The organism is Pseudomonas sp. HN8-3, from assembly GCF_020790195.1.
GTDB classification, from domain to species: domain Bacteria; phylum Pseudomonadota; class Gammaproteobacteria; order Pseudomonadales; family Pseudomonadaceae; genus Aquipseudomonas; species Aquipseudomonas synxantha_A.
Window position 1 is genome coordinate 5,055,135 of the sequence record NZ_CP086206.1, and the last position, 26,156, is coordinate 5,081,290.

Annotated in this window: 20 protein-coding genes; 14 read left to right on the forward strand and 6 right to left on the reverse strand. The window is 59.5% G+C overall.

Translation table 11 applies throughout. The annotated features are described in order from the left end of the window. Nucleotides 1–129: 129 nt before the first annotated feature. The gene (locus LJX92_RS22470) at nucleotides 130–447 is read left to right on the forward strand and encodes a Rieske (2Fe-2S) protein (protein WP_032879462.1); all 318 of its coding nucleotides are present in this window, start codon (nucleotides 130–132) and stop codon (nucleotides 445–447) included. Here the strand turns inward: LJX92_RS22470 and sfsA are convergent. Then, on the reverse strand, nucleotides 444–1,157 hold the full coding sequence (sfsA, locus tag LJX92_RS22475; protein WP_005791427.1) for a DNA/RNA nuclease SfsA: 714 nt from the start codon (nucleotides 1,155–1,157) through the stop codon (nucleotides 444–446). The genes LJX92_RS22470 and sfsA overlap by 4 nt on opposite strands. Next, nucleotides 1,157–2,329 (reverse strand): pyridoxal phosphate-dependent aminotransferase, encoded by a 1,173-nt coding sequence (locus tag LJX92_RS22480; protein WP_005791428.1) that lies wholly within the window; start codon nucleotides 2,327–2,329, stop codon nucleotides 1,157–1,159. Before LJX92_RS22480 ends, sfsA begins: the two co-directional genes overlap by 1 nt. Before the next feature lie 319 nt (nucleotides 2,330–2,648). On the opposite strand from LJX92_RS22480, the gene dksA reads away from it, so the two are divergent. The 13 genes from dksA to LJX92_RS22545 all read left to right on the forward strand — a co-directional run bounded on the left by dksA (nucleotide 2,649) and on the right by LJX92_RS22545 (nucleotide 21,341). After that, complete coding sequence (dksA, locus tag LJX92_RS22485) at nucleotides 2,649–3,083, forward strand: RNA polymerase-binding protein DksA (protein WP_005791430.1); 435 nt, start codon at nucleotides 2,649–2,651, stop codon at nucleotides 3,081–3,083. Nucleotides 3,084–3,165: 82 nt separating this feature from the next. Continuing rightward, nucleotides 3,166–4,053, forward strand: a complete 888-nt coding sequence (gluQRS, locus tag LJX92_RS22490; protein ID WP_228308968.1) for a tRNA glutamyl-Q(34) synthetase GluQRS — start codon at nucleotides 3,166–3,168, stop codon at nucleotides 4,051–4,053. Nucleotides 4,054–4,115: 62 nt separating this feature from the next. Continuing rightward, the gene (locus LJX92_RS22495) at nucleotides 4,116–4,292 is read left to right on the forward strand and encodes a hypothetical protein (RefSeq protein WP_003176118.1); all 177 of its coding nucleotides are present in this window, start codon (nucleotides 4,116–4,118) and stop codon (nucleotides 4,290–4,292) included. Further along, nucleotides 4,276–7,230, forward strand: coding sequence for a sensor histidine kinase (locus tag LJX92_RS22500; RefSeq protein ID WP_005791453.1), 2,955 nt, complete (start codon nucleotides 4,276–4,278; stop codon nucleotides 7,228–7,230). Before LJX92_RS22495 ends, LJX92_RS22500 begins: the two co-directional genes overlap by 17 nt. Before the next feature lie 22 nt (nucleotides 7,231–7,252). Beyond that, on the forward strand, nucleotides 7,253–8,692 hold the full coding sequence (locus LJX92_RS22505) for a sigma-54-dependent transcriptional regulator (RefSeq protein WP_228308969.1): 1,440 nt from the start codon (nucleotides 7,253–7,255) through the stop codon (nucleotides 8,690–8,692). Nucleotides 8,693–9,388: 696 nt separating this feature from the next. Further along, a complete protein-coding gene (locus LJX92_RS22510; protein WP_032879455.1) occupies nucleotides 9,389–10,792 on the forward strand; it encodes a polynucleotide adenylyltransferase PcnB in 1,404 nt (467 codons plus the stop codon). Nucleotides 10,793–10,794: 2 nt separating this feature from the next. After that, on the forward strand, nucleotides 10,795–11,280 hold the full coding sequence (folK, locus tag LJX92_RS22515) for a 2-amino-4-hydroxy-6-hydroxymethyldihydropteridine diphosphokinase (RefSeq protein ID WP_032879453.1): 486 nt from the start codon (nucleotides 10,795–10,797) through the stop codon (nucleotides 11,278–11,280). A 362-nt stretch (nucleotides 11,281–11,642) separates the two neighbouring features. Then, nucleotides 11,643–12,443 (forward strand): 3-methyl-2-oxobutanoate hydroxymethyltransferase, encoded by an 801-nt coding sequence (panB, locus tag LJX92_RS22520; protein ID WP_032879452.1) that lies wholly within the window; start codon nucleotides 11,643–11,645, stop codon nucleotides 12,441–12,443. Next, nucleotides 12,440–13,291 carry a pantoate--beta-alanine ligase gene (panC, locus tag LJX92_RS22525; protein WP_122734166.1) on the forward strand — a complete coding sequence of 284 codons (852 nt, stop codon included), beginning with the start codon at nucleotides 12,440–12,442 and terminating at the stop codon, nucleotides 13,289–13,291. The genes panB and panC overlap by 4 nt, the downstream gene beginning before the upstream one ends. Before the next feature lie 223 nt (nucleotides 13,292–13,514). Next, a complete protein-coding gene (gene pgi, locus LJX92_RS22530; RefSeq protein WP_032879450.1) occupies nucleotides 13,515–15,179 on the forward strand; it encodes a glucose-6-phosphate isomerase in 1,665 nt (554 codons plus the stop codon). 105 nt (nucleotides 15,180–15,284) lie between these two features. Then, nucleotides 15,285–17,222 carry an acetate--CoA ligase gene (acs, locus tag LJX92_RS22535; protein ID WP_228308970.1) on the forward strand — a complete coding sequence of 646 codons (1,938 nt, stop codon included), beginning with the start codon at nucleotides 15,285–15,287 and terminating at the stop codon, nucleotides 17,220–17,222. Between the two features lie 93 nt (nucleotides 17,223–17,315). Continuing rightward, the gene (locus LJX92_RS22540; RefSeq protein ID WP_223018239.1) at nucleotides 17,316–18,332 is read left to right on the forward strand and encodes a class I SAM-dependent rRNA methyltransferase; all 1,017 of its coding nucleotides are present in this window, start codon (nucleotides 17,316–17,318) and stop codon (nucleotides 18,330–18,332) included. An 87-nt stretch (nucleotides 18,333–18,419) separates the two neighbouring features. Then, the gene (locus LJX92_RS22545) at nucleotides 18,420–21,341 is read left to right on the forward strand and encodes a DUF748 domain-containing protein (RefSeq protein ID WP_228308971.1); all 2,922 of its coding nucleotides are present in this window, start codon (nucleotides 18,420–18,422) and stop codon (nucleotides 21,339–21,341) included. 294 nt (nucleotides 21,342–21,635) lie between these two features. On the opposite strand, the gene LJX92_RS22550 is transcribed toward LJX92_RS22545, so the two are convergent. From LJX92_RS22550 to truB, 4 genes are all read right to left on the reverse strand, one after another. Continuing rightward, on the reverse strand, nucleotides 21,636–22,256 hold the full coding sequence (locus tag LJX92_RS22550; RefSeq protein WP_032879445.1) for a BON domain-containing protein: 621 nt from the start codon (nucleotides 22,254–22,256) through the stop codon (nucleotides 21,636–21,638). Between the two features lie 294 nt (nucleotides 22,257–22,550). Further along, a complete protein-coding gene (gene pnp / locus LJX92_RS22555; protein ID WP_005791474.1) occupies nucleotides 22,551–24,656 on the reverse strand; it encodes a polyribonucleotide nucleotidyltransferase in 2,106 nt (701 codons plus the stop codon). A 195-nt stretch (nucleotides 24,657–24,851) separates the two neighbouring features. Then, the gene (rpsO, locus tag LJX92_RS22560) at nucleotides 24,852–25,121 is read right to left on the reverse strand and encodes a 30S ribosomal protein S15 (protein ID WP_003177875.1); all 270 of its coding nucleotides are present in this window, start codon (nucleotides 25,119–25,121) and stop codon (nucleotides 24,852–24,854) included. Nucleotides 25,122–25,236: 115 nt separating this feature from the next. Continuing rightward, on the reverse strand, nucleotides 25,237–26,154 hold the full coding sequence (gene truB / locus LJX92_RS22565) for a tRNA pseudouridine(55) synthase TruB (protein ID WP_005791476.1): 918 nt from the start codon (nucleotides 26,152–26,154) through the stop codon (nucleotides 25,237–25,239). Between the last annotated feature and the right edge of the window lie 2 nt (nucleotides 26,155–26,156).

Below are 26,156 nucleotides of genomic sequence, written 5' to 3' on the forward strand. Positions count from 1 at the left end.
CATTCAGGCACTCATCAATGTGACAGAACATTGCTGCCGGACATCGTATTAAGCACCCAGTCAGCTGACGGGCGAAGCGGCCATTTGATAATTGTTTGCATTTGAACGTCAAGGCACTTAAGGATTGAAATGAAGTTTCTCTGCCCCTCAAGCGACCTCGCACCCGACAGCAGCCGCGGTTTTGATATCGATGGCCATAAACTGCTGGCCGTGCGCCGAGACGGCATTGCCTACTTTTATCGCAACCGCTGCCCCCATCGCGGCGTCCCGCTGGAATGGCAGCCCGACCGCTTCCTCGACGCCAGCGCCAGCCTGATCCAATGCGCCACCCATGGCGCCCTATTCCTGATCGAGAGCGGCGAGTGCATCGCCGGCCCGTGCGCAGGCCAGAGTCTCACCGCCCTGCCCGGCCATGAGGATGAACAAGGCTTGTGGGTAGAACTCTAGTCGCCCAACAACACCTTCAGTCGACGCTCGACATACATCTCTTGCGGTGTGACCCGCACGCCGTAAGCCAGCACCTCGACACCCGCGGCCTTGGCCTCGCGTAACGCCGCAGCGTAACCGGCGTCAATTTCCACCGCTGGGCGAACCGCATCGATGCCCGACAAATTCACGCAATACAACTGCACCGCCCGCACGCCTTCACGCGCCAGGTGAGCCAGTTCGCGCAAGTGCTTGGCACCGCGCTGCGTCACTGCATCAGGAAAAGCCGCCACCGAGGTTGCGTCAAAACCCAGGGTGACGCTTTTGACCTCCACGAAGGCGGCGCCCTGTGGGTAATCCAGGCGGAAGTCAATGCGGCTCTTCTCCTGACCGTACGGCACTTCACGCTTGAGCGCCGTAAAGCCATTGAGTTCAGTGATCACGCCAGCCAGCAGCGCCTCTTCAACCAGCTGATTGGCCCGTGCGGTGTTGACGCACGCCAGCCGGCCCTGAGGCGTTTCGGCAATTTCCCAGGTGCCTGGCAACTTGCGCTTGGGGTCCGAGGACCGGCTGAACCAGACCTGGCCACCTTCGACCATGCAATTGAGCATCGAGCCGGTGTTCGGGCAATGAATGGTAAGCAACTCGCCGGTAACGGTTTCGATATCGGTGAGAAAACGCTTGTAGCGGCGGATCAGCCGCCCTTCTTCAAGAGGAGGATAAAAGCGCATCAGCCTTGCCAGCTCCGCAGGCCACGAGCGATGCGCTCCACCGCTTCTTGCAGCCGGTCAATATTTTGCGTGTAGGCAAAACGCACATGGTGGCCCGCTTGATAACGACCGAAATCCAGCCCGGGTGTAAAAGCCACGTGCTCGGTCTCCAGAAAGTGACGGCAGAACGCGAAGGCATCGCCGCCGAACGCGCTGATATCGGCATACAAATAAAACGCCCCTTCCGGCTCCACGGCGATACCGAATCCAAGCTCGCGCAGCGCCGGCAGCAGAAAGTCACGACGCCGGCCGAATTCGGCGCGGCGCTCTTCAAGAATGCTCAGGGTCTGCGGGGTAAAACAGGCCAAGGCAGCGTACTGGGCCATGCTCGGCGCACTGATGTAGAGGTTCTGCGCCAGTTTTTCCAATTCGCTGATCGCAGCAGGAGGCGCTATCAGCCAACCGAGGCGCCATCCGGTCATGCCGAAATACTTCGAAAAACTATTCAAGACGAAGGCGTCATCGTCGACTTCCAGCACGCTGGCGGCATCGGTGCCGTAGGTGAGGCCGTGGTAGATCTCGTCCACTACCAAGTGGCCGTTACGCGCTTTGACTGCACTCGACAAGCCTGCCAGTTCGTCCCTCGTGAGGACTGTGCCGGTAGGGTTGGCCGGTGACGCAACCAGCGCGCCCACGCTGTCCTGGTCCCAATGCCTGGCGACCAGATCGGCGGTCAACTGATAGCGGACCTCAGGCCCCACCGGCACCAATTGCGCCGCGCCCTCTACCAGCCGCAGAAAGTGTCGATTGCAGGGGTAGCCTGGATCAGCCAGCAGCCAGTGCTTGCCAGGGTCGACCAGCAAGCTGCTGGCCAACAGCAACGCGCCGGAGCCACCGGGCGTAATCAAGATACGCTCGGGATCGACACTCAAGCCGTAGCGCTGCTGGTAAAACCCGCTGATGGCCTCGCGCAACTCGGGCACCCCACGGGCCGCCGTGTAGCGCGTCTTGCCGTTGGCCAGCGCAGCCTGGCCGGCCTGGATGATCGGCTCGGCGGTGGTGAAGTCCGGTTCGCCGATTTCCAGATGGATCACGTCGTGGCCGGCAGCCTGCAGCTCATTGGCGCGTGCCAGCAACGCCATGACATGAAAAGGTTCGATGGCGCGACTGCGCGCACTGTAGGGCTGAGCCATTAGCCTTCCTTAACGGTGAGGACAAAATCAGGATTCTACCGAACCCTCGCGGTAAAACATGCTCTATTGCCTGATTGGGGCTGCAAGTGCACCCTGCGCACGCTCGTAAAACAGCTAAAATCAACATTCGAGGCGATACATACCCAGTCATGGCGGGCTGCTGCAGTTTGCAACCCCTTTGCCCTGGAGCTCGACAACCGGGAGTAGCGCACCCTGAATCTATCTGGTAAGTTCGCCCGCTTGCAGCCGCAGGGCCGGCAGGTGTCGGTGACGTTGCAATCCTGCGCAATGGATTAGAAGAGTGAGAGGCGGTCTATTCATGTCCACCCAAGCAAAGCAACAGAGCATCAGCGGTTTCCAGCCCTACGTTGAATCCAAGGGCGAGGAATACATGGGCAAGCCCATGCGCGAGCACTTCTCCAAAATCCTGAAGCAGTGGAAGCAGGACTTGATGCAGGAAGTCGACCGCACGGTTGACCATATGAAGGACGAAGCAGCCAACTTCCCGGACCCGGCAGACCGTGCCAGCCAGGAAGAGGAATTCGCCCTTGAACTGCGCGCTCGTGATCGCGAACGCAAGTTGATCAAGAAGATCGACAAGACCCTGCAATTGATCGAAGACGAAGAGTATGGCTGGTGCGAATCCTGCGGCGTCGAGATCGGTATTCGCCGCCTCGAAGCCCGCCCGACTGCGGACCTGTGCGTAGACTGCAAGACCTTGGCTGAAATCAAGGAAAAACAGGTCGGCAAGTAACCCTGCCGAACTGAACGAATGGGGCGTGCAAACGCCCCATTTTTGTTTCTGGCGTTTACCGGTTTTGCAGTAGTATCCGCCCATGACAGCCTCTACCTATATCGGGCGTTTCGCCCCCACGCCCAGCGGCCATTTGCACTTCGGCTCCCTGGTTGCTGCCCTCGCCTCCTACCTCGACGCACGCGCCCAGCATGGCCGCTGGTTGATGCGCATGGAAGACCTTGACCCTCCCCGTGAAGAGCCCGGCGCCCAGGCGGCGATCCTGCATGCCCTGCAAAGCTACGGCTTTGAATGGGATGGCGAGCTGGTTCGGCAGAGCGAGCGGCATGACGCCTACGCCAAAGTGCTGAATGACCTGTTCAACCATGGCCTGGCCTATGCCTGCACATGCTCGCGCAAGCAACTGGAACCCTACAACGGGATTTACCCAGGCTTGTGCCGCAATGCCGGCCACGACCAGCAGAATGCTGCCATCCGTCTGCGTGTGCCTGAACTGGAATACCACTTTACCGACCGCGTGCAGGGCGAGTTCCGACAGCATCTGGGCCGCGACGCCGGCGACTTCATCATCCGGCGCCGCGACGGCCTCTACGCCTATCAGTTGGCCGTGGTCCTCGACGATGCCTGGCAAGGGGTTACCGATATCGTGCGCGGCGCCGACCTGCTGGACTCCACGCCGCGCCAGCTTTACTTGCAAGAGCTGCTCGGCCTGCGCCAGCCACGTTACCTGCATGTACCACTGATTGTGCAGCCGGACGGCAACAAACTGGGAAAATCCTACCGCTCTCCACCGTTGACCGCCGACCAGGCCACGCCCTTGCTGCTTCGCGCACTGCGCGCCCTCGGCCAGCCAGCCGGTAACGAACTGCTTTACGCAAGCCCACGGGAACTGCTGGATTGGGGCATTACGCACTGGGACGCGACGCAGATCCCGCGCACACTCACGCTGGCCGAAGCGCAATTGAGTTGAAGGCGCTTGCAGGTTGCCCGCCATCCGTTACCATCGCCGCAGATTTTTAATCAGAGGCCAATATGTACATCTATCGATTGGTCCTGTTGCTGGTCGTCGGGATCTACCTGTTCTCCCCCGCCATCATGGATTGGTGGATCGACGCCACGGGCGCCTGGTATCGCCCTTATCTGCTATGGCTGATCCTGATCGTCGTGACCTTCATCCTGCAGAGCCAAAAAGATGCCGATGAGCTTTAGCCTCACCCAGATGCTGCTGATCAGCGCCGCCTACCTGGCTGCGTTGTTCGGCGTGGCCTGGATCAGTGAGCGCGGAATGATTCCGCGGGCGATCATTCGCCATCCGCTGACCTACACCTTGTCCCTGGGCGTGTACGCCAGCGCCTGGGCGTTCTACGGTACGGTGGGCCTGGCCTATCAGTACGGCTACGGCTTTCTGTCCAGTTACCTGGGGGTGTCCGGTGCATTCCTGCTGGCGCCGGTGTTGCTGTACCCGATCCTGAAAATCACTCGTACCTACCAGTTATCATCCCTGGCGGACCTGTTTGCCTTCCGCTTTCGCAGTACCTGGGCCGGTGCGCTGACCACGATTTTCATGCTGATCGGCGTACTGCCGTTGCTGGCCCTGCAGATTCAAGCAGTGGCAGACTCCATCAGCATCCTGACCCGCGAACCCGTGCAACACCGTGTTGCCCTGGCTTTCTGTGCACTGATCAGCCTGTTCACAATTTTCTTCGGCTCGCGCCATATTGCTACCCGCGAGAAACACGAAGGTTTGGTGTTCGCAATTGCCTTTGAGTCGGTCATCAAGCTGATCGCCATCGGCGGCGTCGGCCTGTATGCGCTCTACGGCGTGTTCGACGGCCCGCAACAGCTGGAGCTGTGGCTGCTGCAAAACCAGACTGCCCTCGCCGCCCTGCACACACCCTTGCAGGAAGGCCCATGGCGCACGCTGCTGTTGGTGTTCTTCGCCTCGGCGATCGTAATGCCGCACATGTACCACATGACCTTCACCGAAAACCTCAACCCACGCTCACTGGTGAGTGCGAGCTGGGGTTTGCCGCTGTTCCTGTTACTGATGAGCCTGGCGGTGCCGTTGATCCTGTGGGCCGGCCTGAAACTGGGGGCCACCACCAACCCTGAGTATTTCACCCTGGGCATCGGCATTGCCGCCAACAGCCCGGCGTTGGCACTGCTGGCGTATGTCGGCGGTTTGTCGGCGGCCAGTGGATTGATCATTGTCACCACGCTGGCGCTATCGGGCATGGCACTCAACCACTTGGTGCTGCCGCTGTACCAGCCGCCGGCTGAGGGCAATATCTACCGCTGGTTGAAATGGACCCGCCGCGCGCTGATCGTTGCGATCATTACCGCCGGCTACGGGTTCTACCTGCTGCTCGGCGCCGGGCAAGACCTGGCCAACCTTGGCATTGTCGCGTTTGTCGCCACCTTGCAGTTCCTGCCGGGGGTGTTGTCGGTGCTGTACTGGCCGACCGCCAACCGCCGTGGTTTTATCGCAGGGCTGCTGGCGGGGATCCTGGTGTGGATCGTCACCATGTTGCTACCACTGGTCGGCAACTTGCAGGGCTTCTACATCCCGTTGCTGAACATGATTTACGTGCTCGACGACACCAGTTGGCACATGGCGGCCATTGCCTCGCTGGCCGCCAACGTACTGATGTTTACCCTGATCTCATTGTTCACCAACGCCAGTGCCGAAGAAACCAGCGCCGCCGAAGCCTGCGCAGTGGACAACGTGCGTCGCCCGCAACGCCGCGAACTGCACGCAGCCTCGCCCCAGGAGTTTGCCACGCAACTGGCCAAGCCTCTGGGCGCCAAGGCGGCGCAAAAGGAGGTCGAGCAAGCGCTGCGTGACCTCTACCTGCCGTTCGACGAGCGTCGCCCCTATGCCCTGCGCCGTCTGCGTGACCGTATCGAGGCCAACCTCTCCGGCCTGATGGGCCCCAGCGTGTCCCAGGACATGGTCGAAACCTTCCTGCCCTACAAGGCGGGCGGCGAAAACTACGTGACCGAAGACATCCATTTCATCGAAAGCCGGCTGGAGGATTACCACTCACGCCTCACCGGCCTGGCCGCCGAACTCGATGCCTTGCGCCGTTACCACCGCCAGACCTTGCAGGAACTGCCGATGGGTGTCTGTTCCCTGGCCAAGGACCAGGAAATCCTGATGTGGAACAAGGCCATGGAAGAACTCACCGGCATCGCCGCGCAGCGGGTAGTGGGTTCGCGCCTCAATACCCTGGCCGATCCGTGGAAAGAACTGCTTCAGGGGTTTATCAACCTGCCCGACGAGCACTTGCACAAGCAGCACCTGGCCCTCGACGGCCAGACCCGCTGGCTCAACCTTCACAAAGCCGCCATTGATGAGCCCCTGGCCCCCGGTAACAGCGGCCTGGTTTTGCTGGTGGAAGACCTCACCGACACGCAGATGCTCGAAGACAAGCTTGTGCATTCCGAGCGCCTGGCCAGTATTGGTCGTCTCGCAGCCGGCGTGGCCCACGAAATCGGCAACCCGATCACCGGTATCGCCTGCCTGGCGCAGAACCTGCGCGAAGAGCGCGAGGAAGATGGTGAAATCACTGAAATCAGCGGGCAGATCCTTGAACAGACCAAGCGCGTTTCGCGCATCGTGCAGTCGCTGATGAGCTTCGCCCACTCCGGCGCGCATCAAAACCAGGACGAAGCGGTGTGTCTGGCCGAGGTCGCGCAGGACGCCATTGGGCTTCTGGCCTTGAATCGGCGCAATTTCGAAGTACAGTTCTTTAATCTGTGTGATCCGGAACATTGGGTCGATGGCGACTCGCAACGCCTGGCCCAAGTGCTGATCAACTTGCTGTCCAACGCACGCGATGCGTCGCCGGCCGGCAGCGCTGTACGCGTCAAGAGCGAGGCTTTCGAGCACACGGTCGACCTGATCGTGGAGGACGAAGGCAGCGGCATCCCACAGAACATCATGGACCGATTGTTCGAACCCTTCTTCACCACCAAGGACCCCGGTGAAGGTACCGGTCTGGGCCTTGCACTGGTCTATTCCATCGTTGAAGAGCATTATGGACAAATCACCATCGACAGCCCGGCTGACACCGAAAGCCAACGCGGCACCCGTATCCGGGTGACCTTGCCGCGTCATGTCGAAGCGACGTCCGCTGTGAACTGAGACCGTCGAGAGAATTGAATCAATGCCGCACATTTTGATCGTCGAAGACGAAACCATTATCCGCTCTGCCTTGCGTCGCCTGCTTGAACGAAATCAGTACCAGGTCAGCGAAGCCGGCTCGGTGCAGGAAGCCCAGGAGCGGTTCAGCATCCCCACGTTCGACCTGATTGTCAGCGACCTGCGCCTGCCTGGAGCTCCGGGCACCGAGCTGATCAAGCTGGGCCAAGGCACCCCGGTGCTGATCATGACCAGCTACGCCAGCCTGCGCTCGGCGGTCGACTCGATGAAGATGGGCGCGGTGGACTATATCGCCAAGCCTTTCGATCACGATGAGATGCTCCAAGCCGTGGCCCGCATCCTGCGTGACCGTCAGTCGGCCAGCAGCGCGCCTGCCGAACAACGCCCAGCCGGCAAAACGACCAACGGCGCCGACAAGCCCGGTGTGGACAACAGCAATGGCGAGATCGGCATCATCGGCTCCTGCCCGCCGATGCAGGATCTGTACAGCAAGATCCGCAAAGTGGCGCCGACCGATTCCAATGTATTGATCCAGGGCGAGTCGGGCACTGGCAAGGAGCTGGTTGCCCGCGCCCTGCACAACCTGTCCAAGCGCGCCAAGGCACCGATGATCTCGGTGAACTGCGCGGCAATCCCTGAATCGCTGATCGAGTCCGAACTGTTCGGTCACGAGAAAGGCGCGTTCACCGGCGCCAGCGCCGGGCGTGCTGGCCTGGTTGAAGCGGCGGACGGCGGAACCTTGTTCCTCGATGAAATCGGCGAACTGCCACTGGAAGCCCAGGCGCGCTTGTTGCGGGTGTTGCAGGAAGGCGAGATTCGCCGAGTCGGTTCGGTGCAATCGCAAAAGGTTGATGTGCGGCTTATTGCAGCGACGCACCGTGACCTCAAGAGCCTGGCCAAGATCGGCCAGTTCCGTGAAGACTTGTATTACCGCCTGCACGTGATCGCCCTCAAATTGCCGGCCCTGCGCGAGCGCGGCGCCGACGTCAACGAGATCGCCAGTGCGTTCCTGTTACGCCAGAGCGCACGCATCAACCGTACCGACCTGAAGTTTGCCGCGGACGCCGAGCAGGCAATCCGGCATTACTCGTGGCCGGGTAACGTGCGGGAATTGGAGAACGCCGTGGAGCGCGCGGTGATCCTGTCGGAAAGCCCGGAGATTTCCGCCGAGCTTTTGGGCATCGATATCGAGCTCAGTGACCTGGAAGACGATGACTTCATCGGCCTGGCCCCACAACAGGGCGGCGGTAGCAATACCAGTCATGAGCCGACGGAGGATTTGTCACTGGAAGACTACTTCCAGCATTTCGTCCTGGAACATCAGGACCATATGACCGAGACCGAATTGGCCCGCAAACTGGGTGTGAGTCGCAAGTGCCTGTGGGAGCGGCGCCAGCGCCTGGGCATTCCGCGGCGCAAGACCGGGGTTGCCAGCGAGAGCTGAGGGTGCGCCCCCATGGGTAACACCTGTTGATGTGAAAAAACTGTTACCGCTGACTTTTCACGTAACAAAAGCCGGGGCTTACGGTAACGAAGCCCCGGCTTTTTTTGCCCTCGAAAACTGCAAAACCACCTCAACCCCCTGATTTTGCTGGCCGGTACAAAAGTTGGCACGCACCCTGCTATATGCTTAGTACAAAAACAATAACAAGCTATGTACAAGACAATAAAAATAAGACGAATCGACTCACGCATAACAAAAACAACACGGCGGAGGCGCAGCTAACTGATTCTTTTGGAGAGGCGTTGCATTTGGGGCTTGCCCCGCAACCAGGCCGAGAACAACAAAAACTGCCCTAAGGCAGAGCCTGAACTGGTTGGATCGTAGATCAGCAACACAGCGACCAAAGCAATCCGTTTGCTCTTGACTCTCGATTGGGAGTGTCATGAAGGTGAAGCTTCATGGCGAGGGCGATCAACAAAAACAAGAAGCCCGAAATCAATAATAAAAATAGAGCACGCAACTACTTCTGGGGGAGCTTCGGCTCCCCTTGTAGTTTCCGGGATTTGACTCCAAAACGCTTAAGGCGCAATGCCTGTAGCTTGTTCCTACACCATCCCCTGACTAAATGCTAGAATCCCCGCCCATCATGCGGTCATTCTTCGTTATGGCCGAACATTCCTTCAAACAGTGCATCCCATGCTGAAGAAGTTGTTCCAGTCATTCCGTTCTCCCTTGCGTCGTACGCAACACAAACGCAGCACGCCTGAAGTGCTCAACAGCAGCCAGCATTCGTTGCAGCGCGCTCAATTCAGCCGTTATGCAGTGAACATCGTCGAACGTTTGCAGAACGCCGGCTACCAGGCTTACCTGGTGGGTGGTTGCGTACGCGACATGCTGCTCAATATCACGCCCAAGGATTTCGACGTCGCCACCAGCGCCACGCCTGAACAAGTGCGCGCCGAGTTTCGTAACGCACGAATCATCGGCCGGCGCTTCAAGCTGGTGCATATCCATTTTGGTCGCGAAATCATCGAGGTTGCGACCTTCCGCGCCGGCCACCCGCAAAACGATGAAGAGGAAGACACCAATCAGTCTTCCCGCAACGAGAGCGGGCGCATCCTGCGTGATAACGTCTACGGCACCCTGGAAGAGGACGCGCAACGTCGCGACTTCACCATCAATGCCCTTTATTACGATCCGGTCAGCGAGCGCATCCTCGATTACGCCAATGGCGTACACGACATTCGCAATAACCTGATCCGCCTGATCGGTGACCCGACCCAGCGCTATCAGGAAGATCCGGTGCGTATGCTGCGCGCCGTGCGGTTCGCGGCCAAACTCAACTTCGGTATCGAGAAGCACACTGCCGCGCCGATTCGCGAGCTGGCGCCCATGCTGCGGGAAATCCCCTCGGCACGCCTGTTTGAAGAGGTGCTCAAGTTGTTCCTCTCGGGGTATGCCGCCGACACCTTCGAAATGCTCGTCGACCTGCAGTTGTTCGACCCGCTGTTCCCGGCCAGTGCCGAGGCGCTGGAATACAACCCCACGTACACCCACACGCTGATCAGCGAAGCGTTGGTCAACACCGACCTGCGCATCAAGCAGAACAAACCGGTAACCCCGGCATTCCTGTTTGCCGCCCTGCTGTGGCCAGCGCTGCCCAAGCGCGTACTGCGCCTGCAGGACCGTGGCATGCCGCCGATCCCGGCCATGCAGGAAGCCGCTCACGAACTGATCGCCGAGCAGTGCCAACGCATCGCCATCCCGAAACGCTTCACCATGCCGATCCGCGAAATCTGGGACATGCAGGAACGTTTGCCGCGTCGCAGCGGTAAGCGTGCTGACCTGCTGCTGGACAACCCACGCTTCCGTGCCGGCTACGACTTCCTGCTGCTGCGCGAAAGCGCCGGTGAGCAGACCGATGGCCTGGGCGAATGGTGGACTGACTATCAGGACGCCAATGACAGCCAGCGTCGCGAAATGATTCGTGAGCTTGGCAGCAAAGGCGATGGTGCCGGTGAAGGGCCGAAAAAGCGTCGCCGCAGCGGCAGCAAGCGTAAACGCAGCAGTGCCGATGCCTCGGGCGCCGCGGGCGAATAAACGTGGAACGTATCTACATCGGCATGGGCAGCAACCTGGCTGCCCCGCAACAGCAATTGCGCAGCGCGATCGAGGCGCTGGCGCAACTGCCTGGCACCCACCTCGCTGGTGTGTCCGCCTTCTATCAAAGTGACTCCCTGCTCCCGGGCCAACCGCGCTACACCAACGCGGTTGCGGCACTGGACAGCAGCCTGGCGCCGCTGGACCTGCTCGACGCACTGCAAGCCATCGAGAATGACCAGGGCCGCGAACGTCTTGAGCGCTGGGGCCCACGTACACTGGATCTGGATATCTTGCTGTTCGGTGATCGCCTGATCGACGAACCGCGCCTCAAGGTGCCGCACTACCAGATGCATCTGCGCGCCTTTGTGCTGTATCCGCTGGCTGAATTGGCGTCAACCGACCTGCAACTGCCTGACGGCCAACGCTTGAGCACCCTGCTCACAGCCTGCCCATTCGTCGGCCTGGAACGCTTACCGCAAGAATGACTCGGTCAATGTGGGAGCTGGCTTGCCTGCGATACAAGCGACTCGGTGTATCAGCCACACCGCGTGGATGCCATCGCAGGCAAGCCAGCTCCCACATTTGATCTGCGCTGCCGTAAACCGCGCACAAGTTGCGCAATCGCGTCAGTAACAGCGGTAACACCGCCATCGTAACAATGCGGTAACACATCCAATTGACTTCCCGTGTCCTCCTCACGACTATAGGCGTCCCGCTGCCGCCAACCCGGCGCTACAGGGCGCAATCCAGGCCTTATAAGCACTGCTTTCAAGACAGTGCGCCTGTATAAACGAAGACTCACGCGCGTTACTCGCTGTTTCCAAGCGCCTGAACGAGGACCCTTTTCATGCCAGACATTACCCTGACCACCTTGCAGAGCCTCAAGCTCAAGGGTGAAAAAATCACCATGCTGACCTGCTATGACGCCACCTTCGCCAACGCCTGTTGCCAGGCCGGGGTTGAAGTGTTGTTAGTGGGCGACTCCCTGGGCATGGTTCTTCAAGGGAATGACAGCACCCTGCCCGTGACCACGGATGAACTGGCCTACCACACCGCCAGCGTCAAGCGTGGCAACGACGGCGCCTTGATCATCGCCGACCTGCCGTTCATGGGGTACGCCACGCTTGAGCAAACCTTCCAGAACGCCGGCAAGCTGATGCAGGCCGGCGCCCACATGGTCAAAGTCGAAGGCGCCGTGTGGCTGGCCGAGTCGATCCGGCTGCTGGCTGAACGCGGTGTACCGGTATGTGCACACATGGGCCTGACCCCGCAGTCGGTGAACATCCTCGGCGGCTACAAGGTACAGGGTCGCAATGAAGCCCAGGCGCGCCAGATGCGCGCCGATGCCATCGCCCTGGAACAAGCCGGTGCCGCGATGATTGTGCTGGAGTGCGTCCCCAGCGAACTGGCCGCAGAAATCACCCAGGCCGTCAAAGTGCCGGTAATCGGCATTGGCGCCGGCTCCGCCACCGATGGTCAGGTGCTGGTCCTGCACGACATGCTCGGCCTGTCGATTAGCGGTCACGTACCCAAGTTCGTGAAGAACTTCATGGCCGGCCAGGACAGCATTCACGCAGCCCTGAGCGCTTACGTCAGCGCAGTCAAGAATGTGACTTTCCCAGGCGCTGAACACGGATTCTCGGCATGAACACCGTTAAAACCGTCCGCGAACTGCGGGCTGCCGTGACCCACGCCCGCAGCGCCGGCAAACGCATCGGCTTTGTGCCTACCATGGGCAACCTGCATAGCGGCCATGCCACCCTGGTGACCAAGGCCGCGCAGCAGGCAGATTTCGTGGTGGCGAGCATTTTCGTCAACCCACTTCAATTCGGTGCCGGCGAAGATCTGGATAAATACCCGCGCACATTGGCCGCCGACCAGGAAAAACTCCTGCAGGCGGGCTGCAACCTGCTGTTCGCCCCCACTGTCGAGGAAATGTACCCCGATGGCATGAACGGCCAGACCCGCGTCAGCGTGCCACAACTGTCCGAAGGCTTGTGCGGCGCCAGCCGCCCAGGGCATTTCGAAGGCGTGGCCACGGTGGTCAGCAAGTTGTTCAACATGGTCCAGCCCGACATGGCCGTATTTGGCCAGAAGGACTACCAGCAGTTGGCGGTCATTCGCGCCATGGTCCGCGATCTGAACATGCCGATCCAGATCATCGGCGAACCCACCGTGCGTGCAGCGGACGGCCTCGCGCTGTCATCACGCAACGGTTACCTCACCGAGGAGCAACGTGCGGTCGCGCCGGTGCTGTACCGCGCCCTCAGCCAGATCGCCACGGCCATCCAAGACGGTGATCATGATTTCGCCAAGCTTCGCGCCGAGCAAATCCAGCAGATTGAAGCCGCAGGGCTACGCATGGACTACCTGGAAGTGCGCCAGGGCGTACATCTGCGCCCGGCCACGGCTGAAGATCGGGATGTGGTGATCCTGGTCGCCGCGTATCTGGGCGCCACACGCCTGATCGATAACCTGCACCTGAACCTCGCCTGACCCCACTTTACCCTCCACCTGTTGCCCCGACGGCTGTGCCGGTATAAAAAAGTACCGGCCACAGCGCAGACAAAGCCAAGACATATCCACACGCTAGGTTTAATGTAATCGCCCTGCGCTATGGTTAGCGCTGTCTGGAACCCAGTCGTTGAGACAAGAATGGATGTTCCGGGCTTTTAAGTGTCCTAAAGGCAGTCCCTGTAATAAAAGGAAACCCGCAGCGATGGCGTACTACCGCACCCCTCATGACGTTACCGCTCTGCCCGCCTGGCAAGCGCTTGTTCAACATCGCCAAGCCATGCAGGATTTCAGCATGCGCGAAGCGTTCAATGCCGACCCTCAGCGCTTTTCCCAATTTACCTTGAGCAGCTGCGGACTTTTCCTCGATTACTCGAAAAACCTGATCACCAGCGAAACCCGCGACCTACTGGTGGACCTGGCCAAGGAAGTGAACCTTAAAGGCGCGATTGATGCGCTGTACGCCGGCGAGCCCGTCAACTCTTCCGAAGGCCGCCCGGCGCTGCATACCGCCCTGCGCCGCCCGGTGGGTGACAAGCTGTCGGTCAACGGCGTGAACATCATGCCGGACGTGCACAAGGTGCTGAACCAGATTACTGACCTGGTCGGCCGCATCCACGACGGCCTGTGGCGTGGCTACACCGAAAAGCCGATCACCGACGTGGTGAACATCGGCATCGGTGGTTCGTTCCTCGGTCCGGAACTGGTCTCCGAAGCGCTGTTGTCCTACGCCCACAAAGGCGTGCGTTGCCACTACCTGGCGAATATCGACGGCAGCGAGTTCCACGAGCTGACCATGAAGCTGCGCGCCGAGACCACGCTGTTCATTGTGTCGTCCAAATCCTTCAACACCCTTGAAACCCTGAAGAACGCCCAGGCCGCCCGCGCCTGGTACCTGGCCCAGGGTGGTTCGGAAGCTGAGCTGTATCGCCACTTCATCGCCGTTTCGAGCAACAACGCGGCGGCCGTAGCCTTTGGTATTCGTGAAGAGAACATCTTCCCGATGTGGGATTGGGTAGGTGGGCGTTACTCGCTGTGGTCGGCGATTGGCTTGCCAATCGCCCTGGCCATCGGCATGTCCAACTTCAAGGAACTGCTGTCGGGTGCCTACACCATGGACCAGCACTTCCTGAACGCGCCGTTCGAAGCCAACATGCCTGTGCTGCTGGGTTTGCTGGGCGTGTGGTACGGCAACTTCTGGGGCGCGCAGAGCCATGCGATCCTGCCGTACGACCATTACCTGCGTAACATCACCAAGCATTTGCAACAGCTGGACATGGAATCCAACGGCAAGAGCGTCCGCCAGGACGGCACGCCAGTGTCCACCGATACAGGCCCGGTGATCTGGGGCGGCGTAGGCTGCAACGGGCAGCACGCTTACCACCAGCTGCTGCACCAAGGGACGCAACTGATCCCGGCCGACTTCATCGTGCCGATCGTCAGCTTCAACCCGGTCTCCGATCACCACCAGTGGTTATACGCCAACTGCCTGTCCCAGAGCCAGGCACTGATGCTCGGCAAGACCCGCGGCGAAGCCGAAGCCGAGCTGCGTGAAAAGGGCCTGCCGGAAGCGGAAGTGCAGAAGCTGGCACCGCACAAGGTGATCCCGGGCAACCGTCCGAGCAACACCCTCGTGGTCGAACGCATCAGCCCTCGTCGCCTCGGCGCGCTGGTGGCGATGTATGAGCACAAGGTGTTCGTGCAGAGCGTGGTCTGGGGCATCAACGCTTTTGACCAATGGGGCGTTGAACTGGGCAAGGAACTGGGCAAAGGCGTTTACAACCGCCTGACGGGCGCCGAAGAAACCTCAGCCGAGGACGCTTCGACCCAGGGCCTGATCAACTACTTCCGCGGTCGTCACCGCGGCTGATGCTGATCACTCAAGGCCAACGTCTGTTTGGACGTTGGCCTTGAACCCTCCCACCACAGGGTGCATCTTTATCACTTGTCGCAAAAACAAGAATAAGGATCGCTCATGTTCGATATCAGCACGTTTCCCACCGCCGATGCCGTCCGCCGGGCTGCGCAACTCAGTCAAGAAGACTATCAGCGCCTCTATCGCCAATCCATCGAGCAGCCAGAGACCTTCTGGGCCGAACAGGCCAAGGGCTTTCTGGACTGGATAACACCGTGGCACACCGTCCAGCAGTCAGACATCAATACCGGTGCCGCCCAATGGTTTGCCGGCGGCCAACTGAACGTCAGCTACAACTGCATTGACCGTCACCTGGCGCAACGCGCCGATCAGCCGGCCTTCATCTGGGAGGGCGACGATCCGTCAAAATCCTCCACGATCACTTACCGCCAACTGCATCAAAACGTCAGCCGCCTGGCCAATGTGCTGAAAAACCGTGGCGTGAAAAAAGGCGACCGCGTGTGCATCTACATGCCGATGATCCCGGAAGCGGCCTACGCCATGCTGGCCTGCACGCGAATTGGCGCGGTGCACTCGGTGGTGTTTGGCGGGTTTTCGCCTGACGCCCTGCGTGACCGTATTCTCGATGCCGACTGCCGCACCGTGATAACCGCCGACGAAGGCGTGCGCGGCGGCAAGCCCGTGGCGCTGAAACAGAATGTCGATAAAGCCCTGGCCAGTTGCCCGAACGTCAGCACGGTGCTGGTGGTCGAGCGCACCGGAGCCAGCGTGAACTGGAACGAGGGCCGCGACCTCAAGTATCAAGCGGCCCTGGACGCCGCCAGCGACAACTGCCCACCCGAGCCGATGGACGCCGAGGATCCGCTGTTCATCCTCTACACCTCCGGCAGCACCGGCAAACCCAAGGGCGTGCTGCACACCACTGGCGGCTACCTGCTGCAAGCGGCGATGACCTTCAAGTACGTACTCGACTACCAAGAGGGCGAAGTGTTCTGGTGCACCGCCGATGTGGGCTGGGTTACCGGGCATAGCTACATCGTCTACGGTCCGCTGGCCAATGGCGCCACTTCGCTGATGTTCGAGGGCGTGCCGAGTTATCCGGACAGCTCGCGCTTCTGGCAGGTGATCGATAAACATCAGGTGAATATTTTCTACACCGCGCCCACCGCTTTGCGCGCCCTGATGCGTGAAGGCCACGGCCCATTGGAGAGCACCTCCCGCGCCAGCCTGCGCCTGCTGGGCAGTGTCGGTGAGCCGATCAACCCGGAGGCCTGGGACTGGTATTTCAATGCGGTGGGCGAACAGCGCTGCCCCATCGTCGATACCTGGTGGCAAACCGAAACCGGCAGCATCATGCTCAGCCCGCTGGTCAGCGCCCAGCGCATCAAGCCGGGCTGCGCGACACAGCCGATGTTCGGCGTACAACCGGTGCTGCTCGATGAGCAGGGCAAGGAAATCAGCGGCGCCGGCAGCGGCGTCCTCGCTATCAAATCAAGCTGGCCGGGGCAGATTCGCAGCGTCTACGGCGACCCGCAGCGTATGATCGACACTTACTTCAAGCCCTATCCCGGCTACTACTTCACCGGCGACGGCGCGCGCCGCGATGAAGACGGCGACTACTGGATCACCGGCCGCATCGATGATGTGATCAACGTGTCCGGCCATCGCATCGGCACCGCCGAGGTCGAAAGCGCCCTAGTGCTGCATGACCAGGTCGCTGAAGCCGCTGTGGTCGGCTATCCCCATGACGTCAAGGGCCAGGGCATCTATGCCTTTGTAACGCCAATGAACGGCGTAGAACCCAGCGATGCGCTGAAAAAACACCTGCTGGACCTGGTCAGCAAGGAAATTGGCAGCTTTGCCAAACCGGAACTGATCCAGTGGGCGCCTGCCTTGCCGAAAACCCGCTCCGGAAAGATCATGCGGCGCATCTTGCGCAAGATCGCCTGCAACGAACTGGACAGCCTGGGCGATACCTCAACCCTGGCTGACCCAAGCGTCGTAGACGGGTTGATCGACAAACGCCTGAACCGATAGCGCTCAGGATAATCCCCGGCCTGTGCAGGCCGGGGTTAACTGTTAAACTCCGCGCCCCGATTTTCTTATTTTTCTGCAAGCAAGGCGCGCTTCATGACCCCCCTGAATCAGGCGCTGCGCGCCGCCCTCGATCACCGCCAAGACCTGATCAACGAACTGCACGCCCAGGGTACAGACTGCTACCGGCTGTTCCACGGCAGCCAGGAAGGCGCCGGCGGCTTGACCATCGACCGCTACGGCCCGCAATTGCTGGTGCAGAGCTTCCATCAGTCGCTGGACAGCGCAGACCTTCTGGACCTGCATCAACTGATCAACCAATACATGGGCCTGGAATTGCTGCTGGTGTACAACGACCGTGCCCGAGGCAACTCGCGTATCGATCGTGAAGACACGGTATACCGCGCAGAGCCTGCGGCGCTGGAAGACCTGGTCGGCCACGAGTGGGGCCTCAGCTACCGTGTGCGGGGGCGCCATGCCGGGCAGGACCCGTTGCTGTTCCTCGACCTGCGTAACACCCGTGGTTGGGTGAAGGATCACAGCGCCGGCAAAAGCGTGCTGAACCTGTTCGCCTACACCTGCGGCGTGGGCTTGAGCGCGGCCGCCGGCGGCGCACGCGAAGTGTGCAACCTGGATTTTGCCGAGGGCAACCTGGCGGTGGGGCGTGAAAATGGCCTGCTCAATCCACAATTGCCGAGCATGGAGTTCATACAGTCCGATTACTTCCCGGCCATTCGCCAACTGGCGGGCCTGCCGATCACCCAGCGTCGCGGCCAAAAGCTGCCGAGCTATCCGCGCCTGGAGCAGCGCCAGTACGACCTGGTCCTGCTTGATCCGCCCGCCTGGGCCAAAAGCGCGTTCGGCACCGTCGACCTGCTGCGCGACTATCAGAGCTTGCTCAAGCCCGCGCTGCTGACCACCGCTGACAATGGGGTACTGATCTGTTGTAACAACCTGGCGAAAGTCAGCATGGATGACTGGCGTGAACAGGTGCTGCGTTGCGCAGAAAAAGCCGGCCGCCCAGTGCGCGACTGGCAGGTCATGACACCTGGGGCAGACTTTCCTTCCACGGATCAGCAGCCTCCGTTAAAGACCTTGATCCTGCATTTGTAGGAAGTTTCCCAGCAGCCACTGTTCTTCGGAACCGAATTACCGTGCCATACTCCAAGGCACTCTCGTTCGACACAGATGGCGTCACCCATGCCCAAAGGATTGATCCGCGCCGCAGGCGCCTTGTTGACCGCCCTTGCTTTGTACAGCTTGCTGGGCTTTCTGATTTTACCCGGCATCGCTCTTCGCATTGCCAACCAACAGTTGGCGAATTACGCCACGGTGCCGGCGCGAATCGAGCGCATCGAGCTCAACCCGTTCAGCCTGGAACTCACGCTGTGGGGCCTGAAGATCGGTGAGCCGGGCAAAGAACAAGTGGGCTTCCAGCGCTTCTACGCCAACCTGCAGGCCGACAGTCTCTGGACCCGCGCCCTGCACCTGGCTGATGTGCAACTGGACCAGCCCAAGACCGAACTGCTGTTCGACAAATCCGGCCAGTTGAACCTGGCGCAGTTGTTCAAACTGCCGCCGAGCGAACCGACTCCCGCAGATCCCGATGCCAAACCGTTCCCGCTGCGTATCGACAGCATCAAACTGGCGGGCGGCAATCTGCATTTCCGAGATCTGCGCCCCAGCGAACCTATCGAATTCCTCTACGACAAACTCGACTTCGAGCTGAAAAACCTCAGCACCTTGCCCGAAGACAACGCCGACATGACCCTGGTGGCCGCTGGCCCTGACGGCGGGCAGATTGACTGGAAAGGTAATGTCAGCCTGGTACCGATCACCTCCGAAGGTACCTTGAAGGTCACCGACGGCAAGATGAAAGCCTGGTGGCCGTATGTACGTGACGCCTTGCCACTGGTGCTGGAAGACGGCGTGCTTAACTTCAGCACCGACTATAAGTTCAGCCTGGCCAAAGAGACCGAGCTGAACCTGACCAACACCGCCGCCAGCATTGCGCCCTTCGCGATCAAGGCGCCGGATGGCCGGCCATTGGTACGCCTGGAACGCCTGGATGTCAGCGAAACCACGGTGGACCTGGCCAAGCAGCAGGTAGTCGTCGGCAAAATCCGCAGCAACAAGCTGGAAACCTGGGCCGCTCTTGAAGCCGATGGCCAACTCGACTGGCAGAAACTGTTCGCCAGCCAGCCAAGCAAGCCAACACCGGCACCGGCACCGGCCAACGCCGACACGCCTGAAGCCCAACCGGCGGCGCCGAGCAAACCCTGGCAAGTGATGCTCAAGGATGTGCAACTGCGTAACTATCAGGTACACCTGGCCGACCGCCAGGCCAAACCTGCGGTGGCGCTGGAACTGGGCCCGTTGAATGTCGACATGCAGAACTTCAACAGCCTCAACCAAAGCCCCTTCACCTTGAAGGTCGATAGTGGCGTGGGCAAGCAAGGCAAGATCCAGGCAACCGGCGAGGTTAACCTCAACCCGGTCAGCGCCAAGCTGAAAGTGAATACCCAGGACATCGACCTGCGGGTGGCCCAGTCGTATATCAGCCCGTTTATTCGCCTGGAACTGCGCAGCGGCATGTTGGGCGGCAACCTGGATGTGAACCTCAAGAGCACCGAGCCGTTGGCCCTGCAAATCACCGGCCGCGCTCAGGTCGATCAGTTGCATACCCTGGACACCCTCAAGACCCGCGACTTCCTCAAGTGGCAGCGCCTGGTACTGGAGGGTGTGAACTATCAGCACGGTCAGAGCCTGTCGATCGACAAGGTCAACCTGCTGCAGCCGTATGCGCGCTTCATGATCAACGACGATCGCACCACCAACATCGATGACTTGCTGATTCCCCAGCCTGCCGACAGTGGTGCCAAATCAGCCGCCAAGCCGGCGGCCAGCAAAGACAAGCCCTTGGGCATCCACATCGGGCAGATCGCAATTAACGATGGTTCGGCCAACTTTGCCGACTTCAGCCTCACGCCCAACTTCGCCACCGCGATTCAACAGCTCAACGGCCAGATTGGCACCATCGATAGTCGCCAGGCCAAACCGGCCAGCGTCGATATCAAGGGTAAGGTAGACCGTTACGCCCCAGTGACCATCAAGGGCAGCGTGAACCCGTTTGATCCGATGGCAGCCCTGGATATCGCGACCAGCTTCAAACGTGTCGAGTTGACCAACTTGACACCTTACTCGGGCAAGTTCGCAGGCTTCCGTATCCGCAAGGGCCGGCTGAATCTCGACTTGCACTACGTGATCACCAAGGGCCAGTTGAAGGCCGAAAACAAAGTGGTGGTCGAACAGTTGCAACTGGGTGAGAAAGTCGACAGCTCCGATGCGGTGGACTTGCCGATTCGCCTGGCCATCGCCCTGCTCAAGGACAGCGACGGCAAGATCTCGATCGAACTGCCGGTCAGTGGCGACCTGAACAACCCGCAATTCAGCGTGATGCCGATTGTGTGGCAGACCCTGCGTAACCTCGTCGTCCGCGCAGCGACCGCGCCCTTCAAGTTTATTGGCGGGCTGGTGACGGGTGGCGGCTCTGAAGACCTGGGTAATGTTTCGTTCGCCGCCGGCTCCAGTGAGCTGAACAAAGATGCCGAGGGCGCGCTGAACACCTTGGCCAAGGCACTGAAAGAGCGCCCTACCCTGCGCCTGGAAATCGAAGGCACGGCTGCTGCCAGCAGCGATGGGCCGTTCCTGGCGGCGCAGCGGCTGGAACGTGAATACCAGTACAACTACTACAAGATCCTCCAGCGCCGTGGCGACAAAGTCCCGGCCCAAGCTTCGTTGCTTGAAGTGCCCGAGAAAGAAAAAGCACCGTTGCTGGAAGGTATCTACCGCACCCGTCTTAAACAGCAACCTCCCGCCGAATGGAAAAACCTTGGCAGCGATGAGCGCTCGGCGAAGCTCAAAGAGGGTGTGATCAAGTTCTGGAGCGGCAGTGATGTGCTGCTGCGCCAACTGGGCCAGGAGCGCGCCAGTACCATCAAGGATTACTTGGTGGACAAGGGCCAGTTGGAAGATGAGCGGGTGTACTTCATTGATGCGCAACTGGGGCAGGCGGAGAAAGATGGTCGGGTCATCACCCCAATGCATCTGGATGCCGAGTAACTTCTGAGCAACGCCTATCCTAATGTGGGAGCTGGCTTGCCTGCGATAGCATCACCTCGGTGCAACTGAATGACTGAGGTGCCAACATCGCTGGCAAGCCAGCTCCCACATTTTTTTGTGGGGGTTGGCTGGCAGTTTTGTTTCAACCCCAAAATAGAACAGGCCCCGACACAAGTGCCGGGGCCTGTAATGACCACATCCGTGTGGTCGGTCGCATGAACTCCAGAGGTGCATCGGGTGGATAACTAGCTCACCCTAAGCCGCCGCTATATCGTTCAAACGAAACCTTTAACGTTACTCTGCTTTCAGGCCGTCGGCCGATACAGCTTTAACGCCTTTGATTTTCTTGGTGATGGCAACCGCAGTTTCTTTCTGCGATGCAGTCACGGCAGTCGGAGACGACAGGGACACTACGCCCTTGTTGGTCTCAACCTTGATGTCAGTGCCAGGAATGCCCTTCTCGGTAACCAGGTCAGCCTTCACTTTGGTAGTGATCCAAGTGTCGCTGGTGGTTTCTTTAGCGTCGTGTGCCGCACCTTTGGTTTTGTCGATGCCGTCAGCTTTGACAGCGCCGCCAGCCAGCAGACCGTCAGCCGAAACAGCATTCACACCTTTGATTTTCTTGGTGATGGCTACAGCAGTGGCTTTCTGCGAATCCGAGACTGCTACGTCGGAGGACAGGGAAACCACACCTTTGTTGGTCTCAACCTTGATGTCCGAACCCGGAATGCCTTTTTCGGTCAGCAGGTCGGCTTTGACTTTAGTGGTGATCCAAGTATCCGAAACGCTTTCCTTAGCCTTGGTCGCTTCACCGGCCGCCAAAGTCATAGGGGCTTGGGAAGTCTGAGCAAAGGCTACGTTAGCACCCATGGCCAGGGTCAGAGCGGTAGCAGTAGCGAGAGCGAACTTCTTCATACGAATAACTCCTGTTTTATTAAAAGTCTGCAGACGTAAACCTTGATGCTGCAGCGCTAACAGGGATAGTGCAGGCGGCGTGCCAAGTGGGACAACAGAAAAAAACCTTACAAAACAACAAGTTAAAAAACAGCGTGCTTTTCGAAATCGTGCAAGTTGCATGAAGCAGGTCGTGCCTGCGTGCAAGTTGCGGTTTTTTGCGGGCGACTAAACAACTGATTTTAGGGGGATTTCCTTCTCCCACAAAAAAGGGACTCCGAAGAGTCCCTTTTTTTCAGCTAGAACGCGGGGTGATTAAACGCCCGAAGCCTTGGCTGCTGCTACGTCCTTGATGGACAGCTTGATACGGCCGCGGTTGTCCACGTCCAGTACCAGCACTTCCACTTCCTGGCCTTCTTTGAGAATGTCTGTCACTTTCTCAACACGAGCGTCGCTCAGCATGGAGATGTGAACCAGACCGTCTTTGCCCGGCAGGATGTTGACGAATGCGCCGAAGTCGACGATGCGCTCAACCTTGCCGACGTAGATCTTGCCGATCTCGGCCTCAGCGGTGATGCCCAGGACGCGTTGGCGTGCAGCTTCAGCCGCTTCCTTGGTTTCGCCGAAGATCTTGATCGAGCCGTCGTCTTCGATGTCGATCGAAGCCTTGGTTTCTTCACAGATCGCACGGATGGTAGCGCCGCCTTTACCGATAACATCACGGATTTTGTCGGTGTCGATTTTCATCGCGATCATGGTCGGAGCGTTTTCCGACAGTTCGGTACGCGACTGGCCAATGATCTGGTTCATCTGGCCGAGGATGTTCAGGCGCGCTTCCAGGGCTTGGCCCAGAGCGATTTCCATGATCTCTTCGGTGATGCCCTTGATCTTGATGTCCATCTGCAGCGCGGTTACGCCTTTAGCGGTACCGGCTACTTTGAAGTCCATGTCGCCCAGGTGGTCTTCGTCGCCCAGGATGTCGGTCAGGATGGCGAACTTCTCGCCTTCTTTAACCAGGCCCATGGCGATACCGGCAACCGGCGCCTTCATCGGCACACCAGCGTCCATCAGCGCCAGGGAAGCACCGCAAACGGAAGCCATCGAGCTGGAACCGTTGGACTCAGTGATTTCCGATACGACACGGATGGTGTACGGGAACACATCGGCAGCCGGCAGCATCGCTGCAATCGAACGACGGGCCAGACGGCCGTGACCGATTTCACGACGACCAGCACCACCCATGCGGCCACACTCGCCCACCGAGAACGGAGGGAAGTTGTAGTGCAGCATGAACGGGTCTTTTTTCTCGCCTTCCAGGGTGTCCAGCAGCTGTGCGTCACGGGCAGTACCCAGAGTCGCGACTACCAGGGCCTGGGTTTCACCACGGGTGAACAGCGCCGAACCGTGAGTCTTGGGCAGCACGCCGACTTCGATGTTCAGCGGGCGCACGGTGCGAGTGTCGCGACCGTCGATACGTGGCTTGCCGTTAACGATGTTTTCGCGAACGGTGCGGTATTCGATTTCGCCGAATGCAGCCTTGACGTCGCTGGCAGAAGGCTGGCCTTCTTCACCGGACAACTTGGCGACAACCTGGTCCTTCAACTCGCCCAGGCGAGCGTAACGGTCGGCCTTGACGGTGATGGTGTAGGCGTCGGAGATGGCAGCGCCGAACTCGGAGCGGATAGCGCCCAGCAGGTCGGTGGCTTCCGGGGCAGCAGCCCAGGTCCAGGTTGGCTTGGCAGCTTCGGCAGCCAATTCCTTGACCGCGTTGATTACCACCTGGAACTCGTCGTGAGCAAACAGTACGGCGCCCAGCATCTGGTCTTCGGTCAGCTCTTTGGCTTCCGACTCAACCATCAATACGGCTTCGGAGGTACCGGCAACGACCATGTCCAGGCTCGAAGCTTTCTGCTGCTCGTAAGATGGGTTCAGCAGGTAACCGGTGCTTTCATGGAAAGCAACGCGAGCGGCACCGATAGGACCATCGAACGGAATGCCCGAGATCGCCAGCGCAGCCGAAGTACCGATCATCGCAGCGATGTCCGGATCGGTCTTTTTGCTGGTGGAAACGACGGTGCAGACAACCTGCACTTCGTTCATGAAGCCTTCTGGGAACAGCGGACGGATCGGACGGTCGATCAGTCGGGATGTCAGGGTTTCTTTCTCGGAAGGACGGCCTTCGCGCTTGAAGAAACCGCCAGGGATCTTACCGGCAGCGTAAGTCTTTTCCTGGTAGTGAACGGACAGAGGGAAGAAGCCCTTGCTCGGGTCAGCGGTCTTGGCGCCAACCACGGTCACCAGTACGGTAACGTCGTCGTCAACGGTAACCAGCACTGCGCCGGAGGCTTGACGGGCGATACGGCCTGTCTCGAGGGTAACGGTCGACTGACCGAACTGGAATTTTTTGATAACCGGGTTCACGGTGTCCTACCTTCTTTGTGGCTCTTGGGGGAACTTGTCTTCTTGCGAAATTCTTGGGCAATGTCGGGAATCGGCCCGACCCTCGTCCAGGGTAAAACGTGCATCCAGATAAAACTTGAGGCTGGGAGCCTACCATGGGCCAGCGGGAATCCCACTGGCACACGGCAGACAACCAACCTCTAGCGCAATCGCTGATTAGCGACGCAGACCCAGGCGACCGATCAGAGTCTGATAACGACCCAGATCCTTGCCTTTCAGGTAGTCCAGCAGCTTACGGCGCTGGTTTACCATGCGGATCAGACCACGACGGGAGTGGTGGTCTTTACCGTTGGCCTTGAAGTGACCTTGCAGTTTGTTGATGTTGTGGGTCAGCAGTGCAACTTGCACTTCTGGCGAACCAGTGTCACCAACAGCTTGCTGATAGTCAGCTACGATTTGTGCTTTTTCTTGAACGTCGAGAGCCATGAGGCAATCCTTTTTTCAGGAAACCACCCAAGGGGTGATCTCAATAGGCCGAGGGCATACCCCCGTATCTATAAATGAGAAGTGACCATGCCTATTAACAGCCACCCTCGTTCGGTCATTCTGACCGAATCAGTCGACGCGGCGCGATGCGCCCGTCTTCGCTCACTTCACCGATACCGATAAAGCGACCGTTATGATCCTGTACTCGCACCATGCCGAACTTCGGGGCATCCGGGGCGCGTACCGGCTGGCCGTTGAGCCAGTAGAACGCGCTGTGCTCCGAGAAGTGCAGCAATGGCCAATCCAGCAAACCGCTGTCCGAGGGCATCAGGAAGCGATCAACCGCTTCGTTGCCGCCTTCGGCGTGCACCGCTTCCAGCTCTTCCAGCGTGACCGTCTGGGCCAGGGTGAAAGGGCCTGCCTGGGTACGTCGCAGTTCAGCTACATAAGCACCGCAGCCCAGCTTCTCACCAATATCTTCCACGAGGGTACGGATATAGGTGCCTTTGCTGCAGTCCACCGCCAATCGAGCAGTGTCACCTTCACAGGCGAGCAGTTCCAGCCGGGCAATAGTAACAGAACGCGGTTCGCGCTCCACCACTTCGCCCGCACGTGCCAGCTTATAAAGAGGTTGCCCATCCCGCTTGAGCGCCGAGTACATCGGCGGTATCTGACTGATTTGCCCACGAAAAGCAGGTAATGCAGCTTCGATATCCGCACGACCAACGGTCACGTCGCGAACCTGCAAAACATCACCTTCGGCGTCTGCCGTGGTGGTTGTCTTGCCCAGTTGCATGAGGGTTTCATAACCCTTGTCCGAATCAAGCAGGTACTGCGAGAACTTGGTGGCCTCACCAAAGCACAACGGCAGAACGCCGGTGGCCAGTGGATCCAGGCTGCCGGTGTGTCCCGCCTTCTCGGCGTTAAGCAGCCAGCGGACCTTCTGCAGCGCCGCATTGGAGGTAAAACCAATGGGCTTGTCGAGCAGAATGATGCCACTGACGTTGCGACGGATACGTTTGACCTGAGCCACCG